This window comes from Spirillospora sp. NPDC052242 (assembly GCF_040679555.1).
Classification (GTDB): Bacteria; Actinomycetota; Actinomycetes; order Streptosporangiales; family Streptosporangiaceae; genus Spirillospora.
On the sequence record NZ_JBFAUZ010000018.1, the window covers coordinates 89,734 to 106,775 of the forward strand.

General features: G+C 74.5%; 17 protein-coding genes, 1 tRNA gene and 1 other RNA gene. 8 read left to right on the top strand and 11 right to left on the bottom strand.

What is annotated here, in order from left to right; translation table 11 throughout:
• Nucleotides 1-236 precede the first annotated feature (236 nt).
• Nucleotides 237-1,532, top strand: coding sequence for a CynX/NimT family MFS transporter (locus AB0L25_RS17075; protein ID WP_500173015.1), 1,296 nt, complete (start codon nucleotides 237-239; stop codon nucleotides 1,530-1,532).
• Between the two features lie 37 nt (nucleotides 1,533-1,569).
• On the opposite strand, the gene AB0L25_RS17080 is transcribed toward AB0L25_RS17075, so the two are convergent.
• The 6 genes from AB0L25_RS17080 to AB0L25_RS17105 all read right to left on the bottom strand — a co-directional run bounded on the left by AB0L25_RS17080 (nucleotide 1,570) and on the right by AB0L25_RS17105 (nucleotide 7,006).
• On the bottom strand, nucleotides 1,570-1,881 hold the full coding sequence (locus AB0L25_RS17080; RefSeq protein ID WP_192759012.1) for a type II toxin-antitoxin system VapB family antitoxin: 312 nt from the start codon (nucleotides 1,879-1,881) through the stop codon (nucleotides 1,570-1,572).
• Between the two features lie 120 nt (nucleotides 1,882-2,001).
• Nucleotides 2,002-2,757, bottom strand: coding sequence for an SDR family NAD(P)-dependent oxidoreductase (locus tag AB0L25_RS17085; protein WP_500173017.1), 756 nt, complete (start codon nucleotides 2,755-2,757; stop codon nucleotides 2,002-2,004).
• A 178-nt stretch (nucleotides 2,758-2,935) separates the two neighbouring features.
• A complete protein-coding gene (locus AB0L25_RS17090; RefSeq protein ID WP_500173019.1) occupies nucleotides 2,936-4,684 on the bottom strand; it encodes a serine/threonine-protein kinase in 1,749 nt (582 codons plus the stop codon).
• Nucleotides 4,681-6,372 (bottom strand): serine/threonine-protein kinase, encoded by a 1,692-nt coding sequence (locus AB0L25_RS17095; protein WP_500173021.1) that lies wholly within the window; start codon nucleotides 6,370-6,372, stop codon nucleotides 4,681-4,683. The genes AB0L25_RS17090 and AB0L25_RS17095 overlap by 4 nt, the downstream gene beginning before the upstream one ends.
• 182 nt (nucleotides 6,373-6,554) lie before the next feature.
• Nucleotides 6,555-6,639, bottom strand: a tRNA-Ser gene (locus tag AB0L25_RS17100).
• Nucleotides 6,640-6,649: 10 nt separating this feature from the next.
• The gene (locus tag AB0L25_RS17105; RefSeq protein ID WP_500173023.1) at nucleotides 6,650-7,006 is read right to left on the bottom strand and encodes a DUF952 domain-containing protein; all 357 of its coding nucleotides are present in this window, start codon (nucleotides 7,004-7,006) and stop codon (nucleotides 6,650-6,652) included.
• A gap of 58 nt (nucleotides 7,007-7,064) precedes the next feature.
• Between AB0L25_RS17105 and ffs the strand changes: the two genes are divergently transcribed.
• From ffs to AB0L25_RS17130, 5 genes are all read left to right on the top strand, one after another.
• Nucleotides 7,065-7,160, top strand: an RNA gene (gene ffs, locus AB0L25_RS17110) — signal recognition particle sRNA small type.
• A gap of 37 nt (nucleotides 7,161-7,197) precedes the next feature.
• Nucleotides 7,198-9,444, top strand: a complete 2,247-nt coding sequence (locus tag AB0L25_RS17115) for a DNA polymerase III subunit gamma and tau (protein ID WP_500173025.1) — start codon at nucleotides 7,198-7,200, stop codon at nucleotides 9,442-9,444.
• 162 nt (nucleotides 9,445-9,606) lie between these two features.
• The gene (locus AB0L25_RS17120; protein ID WP_500173027.1) at nucleotides 9,607-10,032 is read left to right on the top strand and encodes a YbaB/EbfC family nucleoid-associated protein; all 426 of its coding nucleotides are present in this window, start codon (nucleotides 9,607-9,609) and stop codon (nucleotides 10,030-10,032) included.
• Nucleotides 10,033-10,118: 86 nt separating this feature from the next.
• Nucleotides 10,119-10,718, top strand: a complete 600-nt coding sequence (gene recR / locus AB0L25_RS17125) for a recombination mediator RecR (protein ID WP_500173029.1) — start codon at nucleotides 10,119-10,121, stop codon at nucleotides 10,716-10,718.
• Nucleotides 10,711-11,259, top strand: coding sequence for a DUF5063 domain-containing protein (locus AB0L25_RS17130; RefSeq protein WP_500173031.1), 549 nt, complete (start codon nucleotides 10,711-10,713; stop codon nucleotides 11,257-11,259). Before recR ends, AB0L25_RS17130 begins: the two co-directional genes overlap by 8 nt.
• A 123-nt stretch (nucleotides 11,260-11,382) precedes the next feature.
• On the opposite strand, the gene AB0L25_RS17135 is transcribed toward AB0L25_RS17130, so the two are convergent.
• Nucleotides 11,383-11,919 (bottom strand): alpha/beta hydrolase family protein, encoded by a 537-nt coding sequence (locus AB0L25_RS17135; RefSeq protein WP_500173033.1) that lies wholly within the window; start codon nucleotides 11,917-11,919, stop codon nucleotides 11,383-11,385.
• Between the two features lie 101 nt (nucleotides 11,920-12,020).
• Here AB0L25_RS17135 and AB0L25_RS17140 point away from each other — a divergent pair, with 101 nt between their 5' ends.
• Nucleotides 12,021-12,689, top strand: a complete 669-nt coding sequence (locus tag AB0L25_RS17140; protein WP_500173035.1) for a TetR/AcrR family transcriptional regulator — start codon at nucleotides 12,021-12,023, stop codon at nucleotides 12,687-12,689.
• 3 nt (nucleotides 12,690-12,692) lie between these two features.
• Here the strand turns inward: AB0L25_RS17140 and AB0L25_RS17145 are convergent, their stop codons facing one another.
• From AB0L25_RS17145 to AB0L25_RS17155, 3 genes are all read right to left on the bottom strand, one after another.
• Nucleotides 12,693-13,613 (bottom strand): hypothetical protein, encoded by a 921-nt coding sequence (locus AB0L25_RS17145; protein WP_500173037.1) that lies wholly within the window; start codon nucleotides 13,611-13,613, stop codon nucleotides 12,693-12,695.
• Between the two features lie 191 nt (nucleotides 13,614-13,804).
• Nucleotides 13,805-15,583 (bottom strand): S9 family peptidase, encoded by a 1,779-nt coding sequence (locus AB0L25_RS17150; protein ID WP_500173039.1) that lies wholly within the window; start codon nucleotides 15,581-15,583, stop codon nucleotides 13,805-13,807.
• An 81-nt stretch (nucleotides 15,584-15,664) separates the two neighbouring features.
• Complete coding sequence (locus AB0L25_RS17155) at nucleotides 15,665-16,405, bottom strand: MerR family transcriptional regulator (protein WP_500173041.1); 741 nt, start codon at nucleotides 16,403-16,405, stop codon at nucleotides 15,665-15,667.
• A 118-nt stretch (nucleotides 16,406-16,523) separates the two neighbouring features.
• On the opposite strand from AB0L25_RS17155, the gene AB0L25_RS17160 reads away from it, so the two are divergent.
• A complete protein-coding gene (locus AB0L25_RS17160) occupies nucleotides 16,524-16,730 on the top strand; it encodes a hypothetical protein (RefSeq protein ID WP_500173043.1) in 207 nt (68 codons plus the stop codon).
• Between the two features lie 79 nt (nucleotides 16,731-16,809).
• On the opposite strand, the gene AB0L25_RS17165 is transcribed toward AB0L25_RS17160, so the two are convergent.
• The gene (locus AB0L25_RS17165; RefSeq protein ID WP_500173045.1) at nucleotides 16,810-16,986 is read right to left on the bottom strand and encodes a hypothetical protein; all 177 of its coding nucleotides are present in this window, start codon (nucleotides 16,984-16,986) and stop codon (nucleotides 16,810-16,812) included.
• Nucleotides 16,987-17,042 lie beyond the last annotated feature (56 nt).

Sequence of the window (17,042 nt, forward strand, 5' to 3'; positions counted from 1 at the left end):
ACGCCTCCGACACGGGCGCGGTCGGCGGGGAGCCCGCGGGCACGGCCGTGCCGGGCGCGCCGGAGCCGCCGCCCCCCGTCGGGACGCCCGGCGGGGCCGGGGCCGCCACGTAGCGAGACGCCGCGCAGCGAGCCCCCTTCTCCCTCCCCATCGCGGGCCGTCGCTCTGGCGCGCCCGATTCCTCCCACCGATTCCCGTTCCGTAGAGCCGCGCCGCGAGCGCACGACGAAGGTGAAATGAACGCGTCCACGAACCCCTCCGCCACGACGGCGGCCCCCGCCCCGGCGACGTCCCGCGCAACAGCCGCGTGGGCCCTGGCCGGGCTGGTGCTGCTCACCGTCAACCTGCGCGCCGCGATCACCGGGATCTCCCCGGTGCTCGGCGAGCTGCGGGACGCCTTCGGGCTGTCCGGCGTCGGGGTGAGCGTCCTCACCACGCTCCCGGTCCTGTGCCTCGGCGTCTTCGCGTCCCTCGCGCCGGTGCTGGCCCGCCGGCTCGGCACCGAGGTCGCCATCGCCGGCTCCCTCGTCATGATCACCGCGGGGATCCTGCTGCGCGTCGTCGCGTACGCGCCCGCGCTCTATCTTGGAACGGTCCTCGCGGGCGCCGGCATCGCGATGGGCAACGTCCTCATGCCCGCGGTCATCAAGCGGGCGTTCCCGCGCCGCGTCGGCTCCCTGACCGGCGTCGCGATGATGCTGATGGCCGCGAGCGGCGCCATCGCCGCCGGGCTCGCGGTGCCGCTCGACCACGCGGGCGGCTGGCGCCTCGCGCTCGCCGTCTGGGCCGTCCCGTCCCTGGTCGCCGCGCTGGTGTGGGGCCCGCTCGCGCTCCGCGGGCGGCGCGCCGCCGACGCGGCGGACGTCCCCGGCACCGCCGCCCGCCCGGCGGACGGCTCCCTGCTGCGCTCGCCGCTCGCCTGGTGCGTCGCGGCGTTCATGGGCCTGGCCTCGCTGATGTTCTACGTGCTGATGTCCTGGCTGCCGGAGATCATGCGGGACGCCGGATACGCCCCCGCCACCGCCGGGATGATGGTCTCCGTCATGATGATCGTCGGCATCCCGCTGGGCTTCTTCGTCCCCGTGTTCGCCGCCCGGCTCCGCGACCAGCGCGTCGTCGTCGCCGCGATCGGCGCCGTGATGGTCGTCGGCCTCGGCGGCATGCTCCTCGCGCCGTCCGCCGGCTGGGTGTGGACGGTCACGCTCGGCATCGGCGTCGGCAGCGCCTTCCCGCTCGCCTACACGCTGCTGAGCCTGCGCTCGCCGAGCCCGTCGGTCGCCGCGCGGCTGTCCGGGATGGCGCAGACCGCCGGGTACCTGCTCGCCGGGTTCGGCCCGCTCGCCGCGGGCGTCCTGCACAGCGCCACCGGCGGCTGGGACGTCTCGCTCGTCCTGCTGCTCGCGCTGCTCGTGCCGGAGATCGCCTTCGGGCTCCTCGCCGCCCGCCCGGGCTTCATCCGCCTCGGCGGCGCCGGTCCGCTCGTCGAGGCGAAGGAGATCGCCGTCCCCGCCGCCGCCGCCCGCACCCGCTGAGCCGAGGCCCCCGAGGCCCCCGGGGCCGCGGGCGCCGTCAGCCGCGGACGTCCACGGCGTCCAGGTCGAGGACGCGGGCGTGCAGGACGGTCCGCTGCTGCAGGGCGGCGCGCAGGGCGCGGTGCAGGCCGTCCTCCAGGTACAGCTCGCCGCGCCACTGGACGACATGGGGGAACAGGTCGCCGTAGAAGGTCGAGTCCTTCGCGAGGAGCGACTGCAGGTCGAGCTCCCGCTTGGTGCTGACGAGCTGGTCGAGGCGGACCTGGCGAGGCGGGATCTTGGCCCAGTCCCGGGACGAGAGCCCGTGGTCCGGATAGGGCCTTCCCACACCCACCGCCTTAAAGATCACCCCACGAGTCTACGGCGTCCGACGCGGTCGCAGAAGGAAACGCAACTACCCGAGTCACCGTTTTCACCTCGCGTGTAAACCAATTACATCGCAGGTCAGCGACCCCGTGAGTATTTTGCGTCAGCGCAGTTTGATCGCCCCGCCGTCGGCCATGACCGTCTGGCCGGTCATGTACCGGGCGTCGTCCCCGGCGAGGAACGCGACGACGGGCGCGACGTCCCGGAGCGGGTCGCCGAACCGGCCCAGCGGCACCTTCGCGGCCGACTCCGCGTACTGCCGGGGATGCACCTCCGCCCACTGCGCGACACCGGCGGTCTTCGCCATCGGGCAGACGACGTTGACGCGGATGCCGTGCACCGCCCACTCGTTCGCCACGACCCTGCTGAGGCCCCGGATCGCCTCCTTCGCGGCCGCGTAGGACGCCTGGTTCCGCTGCCCGTCCAGCCCGGCACCGGACCCGAAGTTCACCACCGACGCGCCATCGGCCTTCTTCAGCTCCTCGAACGCCGCCAGCATGAAGTTCCGCGTCGCCCCGAGGCCGCTGTCCATCGCGAGCCGCCAGTCGTCGTCCGTCTGCTCCACGAACGGACGCTGCCGCGACACGCTCGCGTTGTTGATCAGCGTGTCGAGCCCGCCGAACCGCTCGACGGCCGTCGCCACCGCCCCGTCCGCGACGGCCCGGTCGGACACGTCGCCGTGGCGGAACGCCACCGCGCCGCCGAACTCCCGGGCGAGCGCCTCCCCGGCGTCCCGCCGCAGGTCCACGACGACGACCCGGGCGCCGCGCTCGACGAACAGCCGGGTGATCGCCTCCCCGATGCCCGACGCGCCCCCGGTGACGATCGCCGCCTTCCCGTCCAGACCGCCGCTCCCCATGCCGTCCCGCCCCCTCGCTCGTCGCGTTCGGTCACATCGGCCGCCGATCGGCGCGCCGACGCCTACTCACCGTAGGCAGGAGGGGTTCTGGGGGGCCGCGGCGGTACCGCTGATCGGTACCGGCGTCCCGGACCATGGATCGGCGCGGGGATCTCGCCGGCCCGCCCGGTGGGCGGGACTAGCGCGACGGCATCGCCGCGATGGCCGCCCTGGCGATCTCCGGGGCCTTCGCCCGGCACTCGGACCAACCCTGGTTCCCGCCGAGCCTCACGTCCACGACGAGGTTGTCCTTAAGGACGACCAGCGCGCACACCCACCCGTCGGCCGGTTCGAGCGCGCTCCAGAACGCCGAGTCGCCGAAGCCGAGACCGTCCGCGGGCGTCCCGCCGTCGGCCGCGCGCTCGGCGAACTGCGCCTTCTGGTCGGCCGGCCCGTCCCGTCCGTCGACGCTGCGCTTCAGGTCCCAGCGCACCCACGCGGAGGGGGAGTCCCAGACGCAACTCGTCCACGCCTGGTAGGTGAGGTCGGTGTACTGGTCCTGCTTCGGGTTCCGCGACGACAGCGGCAGCTCGGGGGCGGCCTCCGAGCAGACCGGCATCTCCAGGTAGCCGCCGGACGCGCCCGCCGCGCCGGGCGTCCGCGCGGTCGCGGGCCCGGCGGCCGCTCCCCCGCCGGACGATCCGCCGGCCCCGCCGGGGTCCGACGTCCCGCCGTTCGCCGCCGCCCCGGCGGACGGTCCTCCGGCGGACGAACCCGCCGTGCCGCTCGGCTCGTCCTCGGGCCACGTCGCGTAGCTCCCGCCGCCGATGGCCACGGCCGCGAGGACGGCCGCCGCCGCTGCGGCGGCCAGGACGCGCCTGCGGCGCGCGGGCGAGCGCGCCACGAGCGTCGGCCACGCCCGCGTGAGACCCATCAGCGTGGGCCACGCGCGGGTGCGCTCGTCCCGCAGAGGCTCCGCTTGCGCGGGCGCGGCGGCCGCCGCGCCGGGCCGTCCGGGGAACGCGGCGCCGGGCACCTGGACGACCGTGCGGTCGAGGTCCGCGAGCAGCCGGTCGATCTCGGCCCGCTGCCCGGCGGCCACCGCGTGCACGGCGGGCGGCCACGGCCGCGACGCCGGCGCGACCTCGCCGACGAGCTCCAGGAGCCGCCCCGGGCTCGGCCGGGCGCCCGGGTCCTTGGCCAGGCAGGCCGCCACCACGGGACGCAGTCCCGGCGGGACGGCGCCGAGGTCGGGCTCGGTGTGCACGACGTTGAACAGGGTCTGCGGGATCGCGGTCCCCGCGAACGGGCTCGCGCCCGTCAGGGCCGCGACCAGCACCGTCCCGAGCGAGAACACGTCACTGGCCGCGGTCACCTCGCGGCCGTCCGCCTGCTCCGGCGACATGAACGGGGGAGACCCGACGACCAGGCCCGTGCGCGTCAGCTCGGTCCCGTCGGCGCCCTCGGCGGCCCGCGCGATCCCGAAGTCGATGACGCGCGGGCCGTCCCCGGCCAGCAGGACGTTCGCGGGCTTGAGGTCCCGGTGGACCAGCCCCGCCCGATGGACCTCCGCCAGCGCCGTCGCCAGCCCCGCCGCCAGGCGCCGCACCGGCTCCTCGGGCAGCGGCCCCGCGGCCGCCACGGCGGCGCCCAGCGACGGGCCCGGGACGAATTCCGACGCCAGCCACGGCGTGGGCGCCTCGGTGTCGGCGTCGACGACGGCCGCCGTGAACGCCCCCGACACCCGCCGGGAGGCCGCCACCTCCCGCCGGAACCGCTCCCGGAACCCGCCGTCGGCGGCGAGCCGCGCGTGCACCTGCTTGACCGCGACGAGCCGCCCGTCCGGCGACGTGGCGAGCAGCACCCGTCCCATGCCGCCCCGGCCGAGCTCCGCGACCGTCCGGTAGGGGCCGATCCCGCGGGGCGCGTCCGCGCCGAGCGGCCTCACCGGTCCCTCGCCGTCGCGGCGAGGCCGCCCTCGGCGATCGTCCGGACGACCGGCTCGCACCGCCCGCGGGGATACGCGGGGCCCTCGATGCTGACGAACAGCACGAGGTTGACGTCCCGGGCGTGCAGGATGCAGCCGGGGCCGGAGTTCCTCGGCTGCTTCCACAAACCCTCCTCCGCGAACCGCAGGGCGAAGTCCCGCCTGGTGTCGTCGGGCCAGTAGAAGCCTTCGAGGAACTCCTTCGCCTCCTCGGCCCCGGTCCGGGAGCCTCCCTCCGTGCGGAACAGGCGCCACATCAGGTTGATCTCGTCGCCGGAGCGGTTCCGCCAGACGCACATCGTCTCGGTGTGGGGCGTCCCGACCTCGTCCACCTCGTAGGGGCCGTATCCGGAGGGGGCCGCGAAACCGTCGGGGGCGTCGACCTTCGCGGCGGCCCGCTTGCAGGTCGGCGGCTTCGCCGTGTACCTGTCGTCGACCTGCGACAGCGGCGTGTCGCCCGGCGTGGGGGTCGGGCCTTTGATGGAGCGCGGCTCGGCCGGTGCCGATGCTGCTGTGGCGGGCGTGCCGTCGCCGTCTTCGCTGCCGTCGCCGTCCGCGGCGTCCGGCAGGAGGAGCGCGGTGGCTCCGAGCACGGCCGCCGCGGCCACCGCCAGGCCGGCGAGCAGGGGCCCGCGCCGCCGGTGGCGCGCCGGCGGCGCGGGCGGTCCGGGAAGCGTGGGAGGCGGCGGCGGCGCGGGGACGCCCGCGGCGTGGGGGACGGGCGGGGAGGGAGCGGCCGCCCGGAAGCTCGCCTGCGCGGCGTCGACGAAATGGGCGACCCGGATGCGCCGGTCCTCGATGAGGGCCTGCACGCCGGGCGGCCACGGACGGACGGCCGGTCCCACGGGGCCGACGCGCTCCAGCAGCTCCGCCGGCGTCGGCCGCGCCTCCGGGTCCTTGGCCAGGCACGGCTCCACGAGCGCGCGCAGGCCGGGCGGCACCGCGCCCAGATCGGGCTCGGCGTGCACCAGCTTGTACAGCAGGTCGGGCATCGACCGCCCCGCGAACGGCGCGGCGCCGGTGCTCGCCATCACCAGCGTCGCCCCGAGCGAGAAGACGTCGGACGCGGCCGTCATCTCCCGGCCGAGGGCCTGCTCCGGGGACATCGAGACGGGCGACCCGATCAGCATGCCCGTGCCGGTCAGCTCGGTGCGGCCGTCGTCCTCGAGCAGGCGCGCGATCCCGAAGTCGATGACGCGCGGACCGTCCTCGGCCAGCAGCACGTTCGACGGCTTGAGGTCCCGGTGCACCAGACCGGCGCCGTGCACGTCGGTGAGGGCCTGCACCAGCCCGGCCGCGAGCCGCCGTACCGACTCCTCCGGCAGCGGCCCGACGGACGCCAGCGCCTCGGCGAGCGACGGCGCCGGGACGAACGCGGACGCCAGCCACGGCAGCGGCGCGTCGGCGTCGGCGTCCACCACCGGCACGGTGCGGACCCCCGCCACCCTCCGCGACGACTCCACCTCCCGCCGGAAACGCGCGCGGACCCCGTCGTTCTCGGCGAGCTCCTCGTGGATCCGCTTGACGGCGACCAGCCGTCCGTCCGGACCCGCGCAGAGGAACACCCTGCCCATGCCGCCCTGGCCCAGCAGCGCGACGGTGCGGTAAGGCCCGACCTCGTGCGGATCGGACGGCCCCAGAGCCTGCACAGCGCCCCCTCATCGCGAACTGGGAGCCACCATATAGACATAACTGTCTCTTGAACGTGCGCACCGGCCGACACGGGCGCCCGCGCCGCCGACGTTCACCGAACGTTCACACCGACCCGCGAAAGCACTGAAGGCGGCACCCATGGGTGCCGCCTTCGACGTCGTGCGCCCCGGAGGGCGAGCGGAGGATGCGAGATTCGAACTCGCGAGCGCTTGCACGCAACACGCTTTCCAAGCGTGCGCCCTAGGCCACTAGGCGAATCCTCCGCGGGACAGCCTACCGGGTGTCGGGCAGTGGTCGCGCATCAATTACCGCCCGCACCGGGATCGGGCCGTACACGTGCGGGAACACCGCGTCCCCGACCGGCTCGTCGCGCACCGGCGCGTCCAGCCGCGCCACGTCGATCACCAGCAGGACCAGATCGTCCCGGTCCACACCGGCGTAGAAACGGTCGAGGACGCCCCGCACCTGGTCCATGTCGGACGAACAGTGCACGAAGCCCTCGTCGTCCAGCGTCCGTCCGAGGGTCGACATGGCGTACGACACACCCGCGTCCCTCGCCGGTTCCCAGTGGCGCCGTTCGGCGATGTGCAGGAGTGTCCGCCGCGCCGGAGCGGAATCAGAGTCGCCCATGGGGCGGAGAGTAGCGCCGAACCGTGCCAACCCTGGGCCGGGATGCCATAGACTCTGAACAGACCCCTCGCATGGCGTCACCCTGTGAACCTCCCCAGGGCCGGAAGGCAGCAAGGATAAGCAGGCTCTGGCGGGTGTGCGGGGGGTCCTTTCGTTTCTGACGCTCTGCTCTTGAGGAGGGCGGACCCCCGATGAGTCTGGCTCTGTACCGCAAGTACCGGCCTGCGACGTTCGCCGAGCTCAAGGGGCAGGAGCACGTCGCCGAACCGCTGCAGCAGGCGCTGCGCAACGGCCGGATCAACCACGCGTACCTGTTCAGCGGCCCGCGCGGCTGCGGGAAGACGTCCAGCGCCCGCATCCTGGCCCGCTCCCTGAACTGCGAGAACGGCCCCACCCCGGACCCGTGCGGCAAATGCGACTCGTGCGTCGCGCTCGGCCCCACCGGCACCGGGCACATCGACGTCATCGAGATCGACGCCGCCTCGCACGGCGGTGTCGACGACGCCCGCGACCTGCGCGAACGCGCCTTCTTCGCGCCCGTCTCCGCGCGCTTCAAGGTGTACATCATCGACGAGGCGCACATGGTGACCCGCGAGGGCTTCAACGCGCTGCTGAAGCTCGTCGAGGAACCGCCGCCGCACCTGAAGTTCGTGTTCGCGACCACCGAGCCGGAGAAGGTCATCGGGACGATCCGGTCCCGGACGCACCACTACCCGTTCCGGCTGATCCCCCCGGGCACCCTCACCGAGCTCGTCGAGGAGATCCTGGAGTCGGAGAACGTCCCGTACGAGGCGTCCGCGCTGCCGCTGGCCGTGCGCGCCGGCGCCGGGTCCGCCCGCGACACCCTGTCGATCCTCGACCAGCTGCTCGCCGGATCGGACGAGAACGGCATCACGTACGCGCGGGCCGTCTCCCTCCTCGGCTACACCGACTCGACGCTGCTCGACGAGGTCATCGGCGCGTTCGCGGCCCGGGACGGCGCCGCCGTCTTCGCCGCGATCGACCGGGTCATCGAGAGCGGCCAGGACCCCCGCCGGTTCGCCGCCGACCTGCTCGAACGCCTCCGCGACCTGGTGATCCTCTCGAACGTCCCGGAGGCGGCCGGGTCCGGCCTGCTGAACGCGCCGCCGGACGAACTCGAGCAGATGCGCAAGCAGGCATCCTCGCTCGGCCCGGGGGAGCTGACGCGGGCGGCCGACCTGCTGCACACCGGACTGACGGAGATGCGCGGCGCCACCTCCCCGCGGCTGCTGCTGGAGCTGGTCGCGGCGCGGATCCTGCTGCCCGCGGCGTACGAGGACGAGGCGTCGATGTTCGCACGCCTCGACCGCCTGGAGCGGCAGGCGTCCCAGGGCGGATTCGGTGGGGGCGGTGCCGGTGGCGGTGCCGCGCTCGGTGCCGGGCTTGGGCAAGTGGCCCCTGTACAGCCCCCGCCCGCCCAGGGGGGCGACCCCACTTCCAGTGTCAACCGCCCCACCACACCCGCGCCCGCAGAACCGCGCCCTGTGGATAACTCCCGCTCCACGGAAGCCCCGCCGCCTCCGGACGGCCGCCCGAACGCGGGCGGCCACGACCGGCATCCCACCAACACCGGCCGTCCCCACGACCAGCCCCACGGCCAGGCGCCCGCGCAGCCCCCTGCCGCGCAGCCCCACGGCCAGGCGCCCGCGCAGGCCCCCGCCGCGCAGGCCCCCGCGCCCCAGGCGGCCCCCGCCCCGCAGGCGGCCCCCGCCGCACCGGCGGGCTCCGGCAGCGGTCCGGACATCGCGACGATCCAGCGGTACTGGCCCGACGTCGTCGAGGCCGTCAAGCAGAAGAGCCGCGCCACCTGGATGGTCGTCATGGCCGGGGTCCAGCCGATCGGGCTGGACGGCAAGGTCCTCACCCTCGGCTTCGACGCCGAGGGACGTCGCCTCGGGTTCGTGAACGGGGGCCGCGACGTCGTCGTCCGCGAGGTCCTCAAGGAACGGATGGGCGTCGACTGGCGGATCGAGACCGTCGTCGGCAACTCGGGCCCCCCGGCCGGCGGCGGCGGCCGCCCCGGCGGCGGAGCGTCCGGACCGTCCGGCTTCGGCGGCGGCCCGGGAGGCGGCGGCCACGGCCGCCCCGCCGCAGGCTTCGGCACGGCCCCCGGCCCTGCCCCCGCCAACACCCCGCCCCCGTCCCCGACCCCGCCGCGGCCCGCCCCCGACCCGTCCGCTCCCGCGCCCGGCCAGGGACGCGGCCCGGCGGGGGCGCCCGTCCGGGACCCGGGGCCGCCGCCCCCGCCGCCGGACGAGCCCCCGCCGCCGCCCGAGCCCGCCCCCATGGACGAGAGCGACGAGGTGGACCCCGAGGGCGACGCCGACGCGGACGGGCTCGAGGCGGAGATGAGCGGCATGGCGCTCATCCAGCGGGAACTCGGCGGACAGATCATCAAGGAGATCGACAACTCGTAGCCGGAGGCGCGTGCCGTGTCGGAGTCGGCGTCGGAGTCGGCGCACCGCCGTCCGCACTTACCGCCGCGCGCCGTGACCCCGTAGTCTCGGGGGACGGACGTCCGGTGGTCGGCGGGTCACCAGAGAGAAGGCCCCACCAGGGGCCGGAAGAAGGAGTGCACCGTGGAACCCGGTGGTCAGTTGAACATCCAGGAACTGCTCCAGCAGGCGCAGGCCATGCAGGAACAGCTCTTCACCGCGCAGCGCGAGCTGTCGGAGGCCGAGGTCAAGGGCACCGCGGGCGGCGGCCTGGTCACCGCGACCGTCAACGGCGCCGGGGAGATCACCGGCCTGACGATCGACCCGAAGGCCGTCGACCCCGACGACCCGGCCGACACCGCGGAGACGATCGCCGACCTGGTGCTCGCCGCGATCCGCGACGCCGGCCGGGAGGCCCGCGAGCTGCAGCAGGAGAAGATGGGCCCGCTCGCGCAGGGCCTCGGCGGCGGGGGCGGCCTGCCCGGCATGCCCGGTCTCGGCGGCGAGGGCGGCGGCCTGCCCGGCGGCTTCCCCGGCCTCGGCGGCGGCCCCGGCGGCGCCCGCCCCTGACGCATCGCCGCCGCCGCGCCGCCGCGCTGCCGCGCCGCCGCGGCGTCGTGCACGTCCACTAGAACCCGAACGGAAGGAAGGGTCCGTTGTACGAAGGGGTCGTTCAGAACCTCATCGACGAACTGGGCAGGCTGCCCGGCGTCGGCCCCAAGAGCGCGCAGCGGATCGCCTTCCACCTCCTGGCCGCCGATCCGGCCGACGTGGAACGCCTCGGCAAGGCGCTCAAGGAGGTCAAGGACAAGGTCCGCTTCTGCAAGACCTGCGGGAACGTCGCCGAGGAAGAGGAATGCCGGATCTGCCGTGACGCGCGGCGGGACCCCCACGTCATCTGCGTGGTCGAGGAGTCCAAGGACGTCGTCGCCATCGAGAAGACCCGGGAGTTCCGCGGCCGCTACCACGTGCTCGGCGGCGCGATCAGCCCGATCGAGGGCGTCGGCCCGGACGACCTGCGCATCCGCGAGCTGATGCAGCGGCTCGCGGACGGCGCCGTCACCGAGCTGATCCTCGCCACCGACCCGAACCTGGAGGGCGAGGCGACCGCGACCTACCTCGCGCGGCTCGTCAAGTCCATGGGCCTGAAAGTCACCCGACTGGCCAGCGGCCTGCCGGTGGGGGGCGATCTGGAATACGCCGACGAGGTGACGCTGGGCCGCGCATTCGAAGGACGGAGGCTGCTCGATGTCTGACACCAACAGCCCGCAGGAATGGACGGCTCTCGCCGAACGGGTCGCCAAGCACGTGGAGAACTACCTCAACGGACTGGAGGCCGTCGCGCGCGGCGACGGCGGCACCCAGACCGTGTCGCTCCTCCTGCTGGAGGTGTCGCAGATCATCCTGGCCGGCGCGCAGCTCGGCGCCAGCGCGGACGTGATCCTGCCCGACAACTGGGAGCCCGAGATGGGGGACGACCCCGATCTCGACGCCGTCCGGACGGGCCTCGCCGAACGTCTCGTCACCGTCGACGAGTACGTCGAGGTGTTCGACCCGTACAAGGACACCGAGTCGACCGCGTACCGGCTCTCCGACGACCTCGTGGACGTCGCCAGCGACCTCGTCCACGGACTGCGCCACTACCAGCAGGACCGCCCCCTCGAGGCGCTGTGGTGGTGGCAGTACTCGTACTTCAACCACTGGGGCAACCACGCGGGCGCGGCGCTCCGCGCCCTGCACGCCGTCGTCGCGAACGTCCGCCTCAACGTCGCCGAAGAGGTCGCGACCGTCGGCTGACCGCCGGCTGACCGCCGCCGACCGGAATCGGACCGGACGCGCCCAGTGGTGCGACCTGCGGATGAGCGATGTCCGAGGCCGGACGGAGCCCGTGCTCTGTCCGGCCTCGGAGGCTTGGCGCCACTACCCGTCGGTCGCGTCCCGCGGCCCCGTCCGGCGGACGCGGCTCAGGCGAACATCTCGCCGAACATCTCGCCGAGCAGCTCGGGGCCGAGAGGGATCGGGGCGGACCTGGTCGTCCAGTTCGCCGTGGACGAGCAGCGGCTTGCCCGCCAGCCGGTCGGCGATGTCGACGTTGGAGGTGCGGGCCCACGCCTCGGGGGCGTCCGCGCCGTCGTAGGACTCCACGAACCCCGGGTTGAAGAAGCGGGCGTCGTGCGGGCCGGAGAGGGCGACGCCGGCCTTGTAGACCTCGGGGAAGTCCAGCATCGCCCGCGCGGCGGCGAACCCGCCGCCGGAGTGGCCGAACCCGCCCACCCGGTCCAGGTCCATCCACGGCCGGGTCTCGGCCAGCCGCCGCAGCGCCGCGACATGGTCGGCCAGACCGCCCGCGTCGGCGAGGCGGCCGTAGGACGCGTCGTGGAAGGACTTGCGTCGGCCGCCACGGCCGGCACCCTCGGCCCGGCGCGTCCGGACGTCCGCCGCCCGGGCGCGCGGCACGGTTGGGACGGCACGGTTGGGACGGCCCCCGCCCGGACGCGCGGCGGGTTCGGACGGTCGCCGACTGACCGCGCGGCGTTCCGGGCCGTAGGGTGGCAGGCGTGACCGAGACGAAGGCGGTGAAGTCCGAGCAGACCCGCGCCCTGATCGTGCAGACGGCGCTGCGGCTCTTCCGGGAGCGCGGGTACGAGGCGACGACCATGCGCGCGATCGCCAAGGAGGCGGGCGTCTCGGTCGGGAACGCCTACTACTACTTCGGCTCCAAGGAGGAGCTGATCCAGGCGTACTACGACGAGCTGCAGGACGAGCACGTCGCCGCGTGCCGGGCCGTGCTGGAGGCGGAGACGGAGTTCGCGGCGCGGCTGCTGGGCGTGCTGCGGGCGCGCGTCGACACGATGGTCCCGTACCACCAGTTCGCCGGGAAGTTCTTCAAGTTCGCGGCGGAGCCGACGAGCCCGCTGAATCCGTTCAGCGCGGAGTCGGGTCCGGCGCGCGACTCGGCGGTCGCGATCTACCGCGAGGTCGTCGACGGCTCCGACCTCAAGATCGACAAGGAGTTCCGGAAGGAACTGCCCGAGCTGCTGTGGCTGTACTCGATGGGCATCGTCCTCTACTGGGTGCACGACAGTTCGCCGGGCTGCCGCAAGACGTACCTGCTCGTCGAGCGGACCGTGCCGCTGGTGAACCGGATGGTCGCGATGTCCCGAATCCCCGGGTTCAAGTCGGTCACCCGGGAACTCGTGGACATCATCCGCGATGTTCGGGCCTGACCGTCACGTGTAGGTGATGTCCCAGTGGTCGCTCTCGCGGGCGTACAGCCCGCCTTCGGGTGACCGGTACAGCTTCGCGCCGTCGCCGCGGACGCCCTCGCGGTCGTAGCCCTCGATCTCCCGGTCGACGCACGCGTTCGGCGCGATGTCGATTTTGTAGCCGTTGTAGTGGCTGTGGCGGCCGGGGGCGTGGCCGCGCTCGGTGCCGCCGGTGACGACGATCCTGCAGCCGCTCGTCTCCGCGAAGCGCAGCAGCCCTTCGAGGGTCGTCCAGCGCAGCCCGTCGAAGGACGTGCAGTTCGGCTTCTCGCGGTCGGAGCAGTTCCCGGTCGATCGCCATTCGATGTCCCGCGCGCGCAGGACGTCGGTGACGAATTCGTGGTCGAGGTGCATCGACTTCGACGGCGGCGCCAGGTTCGGCTTCCCGGCGTCGGCGGCGGGCTGCCGGACGGGCTGCCGGACGGGCGCCGCCCCGGGTGCCGTGGCCCTGGTGACCTCCGCGGGACGCACGGGACGGTCGTCCGTCGCGGCCGGGGCGTCCTGCTCGGGCGAGCGCAGGGTCTCGACCATCGAAGTCGTCACCGGGACCCCCGGGCCGGTGCCGGGCTCGGAGCCGGGACCGGTGCCCGGCCAGACGGGCGCCGCCGGGCGGCCCATGGGCAGCGGCGGGTCGTCGGACGGCACCGGGGGCCCGTCGGACGCGCGGGACGCCGGGCCCGCGGCCGGTGCGGCGGTCGAGGTCGCGGACGTCGTCACGATGATCGCCGTGGCGGCGAGCAGGGCGCCCGCGCCCAGGGCGAGCAGGCGCGGCACGGGGCGCCGCAGGTCGAAGCGCCCGGGTTTTCGCCGGTCGGCGGCGCGGAGCGGTCCGGCCGGTTCCGGCGCGCGGGCGTGCTCGTGCGGGTCGTGCGGCAGCCGTGTCATGCGATCCCCCCGATCGGCGATGTGGAGCGCTGCGCCGCCGCATCGGACGGTGGCGCCGGGGGGCCGACGGTCACGCCGCGTGCGCGGACGGTGACCGGCTGTTGCTCGCTAGCGGCCGACGGAGGGATGCCCCACCGTCTGATCTTGTAAACGCGGGGACGTGCGGATGTTCCGCACATCCCCGCGAGAGATCACGACATACCGAGATGTTTCCGGGCGAAGTCGATTTCGGCCGCCATCTGGGTGATCCGTTCCTCGACGACGAGCGAGCCGTGCCCGGCGTCGTACCGGTACACCTCGTGCGGCAGGCCCAGCTCCGCGAGCCGCGCGAGGTAGTTGTCGATCTGCCGGATCGGGCAGCGCGGGTCGTTCTCCCCGGCGAGGATCAGCACCGGCGCCTTCACCCGCTCCACGTACGTGATCGGGGACGACTCGCGGTACCGCTCCGGGACCTCCGCGGGCGACCCGCCGAACAGCGACCGGTCGAACGCCTGCAGGCCCTCCATCTCGTCCTCGTACGCCGCGACGTAGTCGGCGACCGGTACCGCCGCGACGCCGACGCTCCAGTCGTCCGGCTGCGTGCCGATGCCGAGCAGCGTCAGGAACCCGCCCCACGACCCGCCGGTCAGGACGAGCCGGTCCGGATCGGCGAGCCCGGACGACACCGCCCAGTCGCGGACGGCCTTGATGTCCTCCAGCTCGGTGAGCCCGACGCGTCCCTCGATCGCGTCCCGCCACTGCGACCCGTAGCCGGTCGAGCCCCGGTAGTTGACCCGGACGACCGCGAACCCGTGGTCGACCCACGCCGCGGCGGACGCGACGAACGAGTCGTCGTCCTGCGCCGTGGGGCCGCCGTGGATGTCGAACACCGTCGGGTACGGGGCGGCCGAACCGTCGTCGGGCTTGCTGACCAGCGCGTGGATCCGGCCGCCGGGGCCGTCCACCCACGCGTCCTCGACCGGCACCGACGGCGGCGCGGCCGGTCCCGGCGGGGTCAGCACGACCGCGCCGGTCGTCGACCGGATCACCGGCGGCTCCGCGGCCGACGACCACGAGAACTCGACCGTCCCGTCCGGCCGGACGTCCGCGCCGCCGATCACGCCGCGCGGCGTCTCGATCCGCGTCAGCCCGCCGGTGCCGAGGTCGTAGCGGTACAGCTCGTCGCGGGCCTCGTGCGAGTGCGACACCAGCAGCGCCGACCCGTCCGGGTACCAGTCCGCGCCGATCTCGCCGGGCAGGTCGAGGACGATCTCGTGCTCGGTGCCCGCGACCGGGTCCCAGATCAGCATCTCGTCGCGGCCCCGCCGCTCGTGGTTCACCAGCAGCCGCGCGTCGCCCGGGACCGGCGCGAACCCGGCGCCGTAGACGCCCTTGCCGGGCCCGTCCCACAGGTCGGCGACCGTCGACCCGTCCGGGCGGACGACGCGCAGCGCCATGTGGCGGCTGTCGCCGTGCTCGCTGTGCCCGATCGCGATGAGCGTCTCGTCTCGCGACAGCGCCGCGACGTGCGCGTCCTCCGCGTGGTGGTACAGCACCTCGGGTTCCGCGCCCGGACGGCACAGGTGGATCGTGTTGCCCGCCTCCGTCGTGCGGCCGACGACCGCGAGGCCGCTCGCGCCCAGGGACAGCCCGGCCGGGTACGACGGCTCCAGCCCCGGGACGGCCGGGACGCTTTCCGCGCCCTCGTCCGCGTCGAACGCGACGCGCTTCCACACGCCGAACTCGTCGCCGTCGGTGTCGGCGAACCACCACACCCACGTGCCGGACGGGTCGACGCCGCCCATCCACGTCCCGTTCGGCCGGTCGGTGACCTGCCGCCGCACGCCGGACGCCCGGTCCCACGTGTAGATCTCCCACGTGCCGGTCACGTTCGACCGGTAGACGCTGCGGTCGGGCGCGTCACGCGCCCATCGGGGCAGGCTGATCCGGGCGGCGCGGAACCGCGCCTTCCAGCGCTCTTCGTCGACCATGCACCCAGTATGGCCGCCCCGCGCCCGGACGGACGCCCGCAGACGGGCGCCCCCGCGGGTTCGCGCGTCCGGCGGGGCGGGTCAGGTGGCGAGGGGGCCGAGCAGCCGGTCGATCGCGGCGCGCACCTGCCGGTCCATCGCCGCCGCGAAGCCCGCCTCCACGGTGACCTGGGCGCCCGGCCGCAGCCGCGCCAGCGTGTCGGTCAGCTCGCCGAGGTCCTGCTCCTCCAGCCGGCCCACGACGTGCGTCGCGATGAGGTCGACGAACATCGCGGCGAGGCCGTCCATGCTCTCCTGGAGCTCCCGCCCGGCCGACAGGACGGCCTCCAGCGGCACCCCGGCCCGGACGAGCGTCACCGTGGCGTCGAGCTGGCGGCGGCTCCAGTGCGTCACGCGGTCGCCGTCGATCTCGATGAGGCCCAGGTCGAGGGCGCGCCGCACCGACTCGGCCCCGACCTCGCCGGGGAACAGCGCGGCCAGCTCGTCCATCGACATCGTCACCGGCACCTCGGTGGACCACGGCGTCGTGACCGCCTTCTCCACGCCGAGCACGGTGCCGATGTCGCGGCCCTGCTCCCACGCCGCCAGCAGCTCCCGGATGCCCTCCAGGGTGTGGCCGCGCTCCAGCAGGTTGGCGATCATGCGCAGGCGCGCGAGATGCTCCTCCGAGTACAGCCCGATGCGGCCCTCGCGGCGCGGGGGCGGCAGCAGCCTGCGCTCCTGGTAGTAGCGCAGCGTCCGGACCGGGACGCCCGCGGCCTCCGCGAGCTCCCCGATCCGGTACTCCCGTCCGTTCGGTTCCGTCACGGCCTCATCGCTCACAGGCGTCAGCATAGTTCGCGGCGGGCCGGACCCGCCCGCGCGCCGGAACGGTCGCCGTCCGGTGCGCGTCTGAGTGGCGCGCCCGCCGTCCCGGAGGGCTCGAGATCGAAAGGCAAGGATGATGAGCAGAAGAGTCGCCCTCACGATGGCCGTGGTCGTCGCGGCGTTCGGCCTGACGGCGTGCGGCGGCGAGGACCGGTGGTGCGAGCACGACGCCACGGACCGGCGGGTGAGCGACAGCCACTGCGAGAAGAACGAGCCCGGCTACGAGTGGGAGTCGGACGGCGGCAGCACGAAGGTCAAGAACAAGAAGAAGCGCCACTGACGCGGGCGGAACTGACGGGGGCGGAGCCGCGCACCCCGACGTCGGGGGCGCACGGGCGCCGGGGGGGCGCGTGCGGACGTCAGGGGGCGCGGCGGACCGTCATGATCCTGCGTCGCCGCCGCCTGCGGCGCTCGTCCCCGCCGCGCGGGGGCGCGTCGGGGTCGGCGGCGAGCAGGTCGCGGAGGCCGCGCGGGACGACGTCCTCGCGGCGGTCGGCGAACGGCGAGCGCACACGCTTCGGCCGCACGGGCTTCATGTCCCTCTCCTCTCCCTTCGCGGCCGGGCCACCGGACGGGTCCGGCCGGTGCGCCG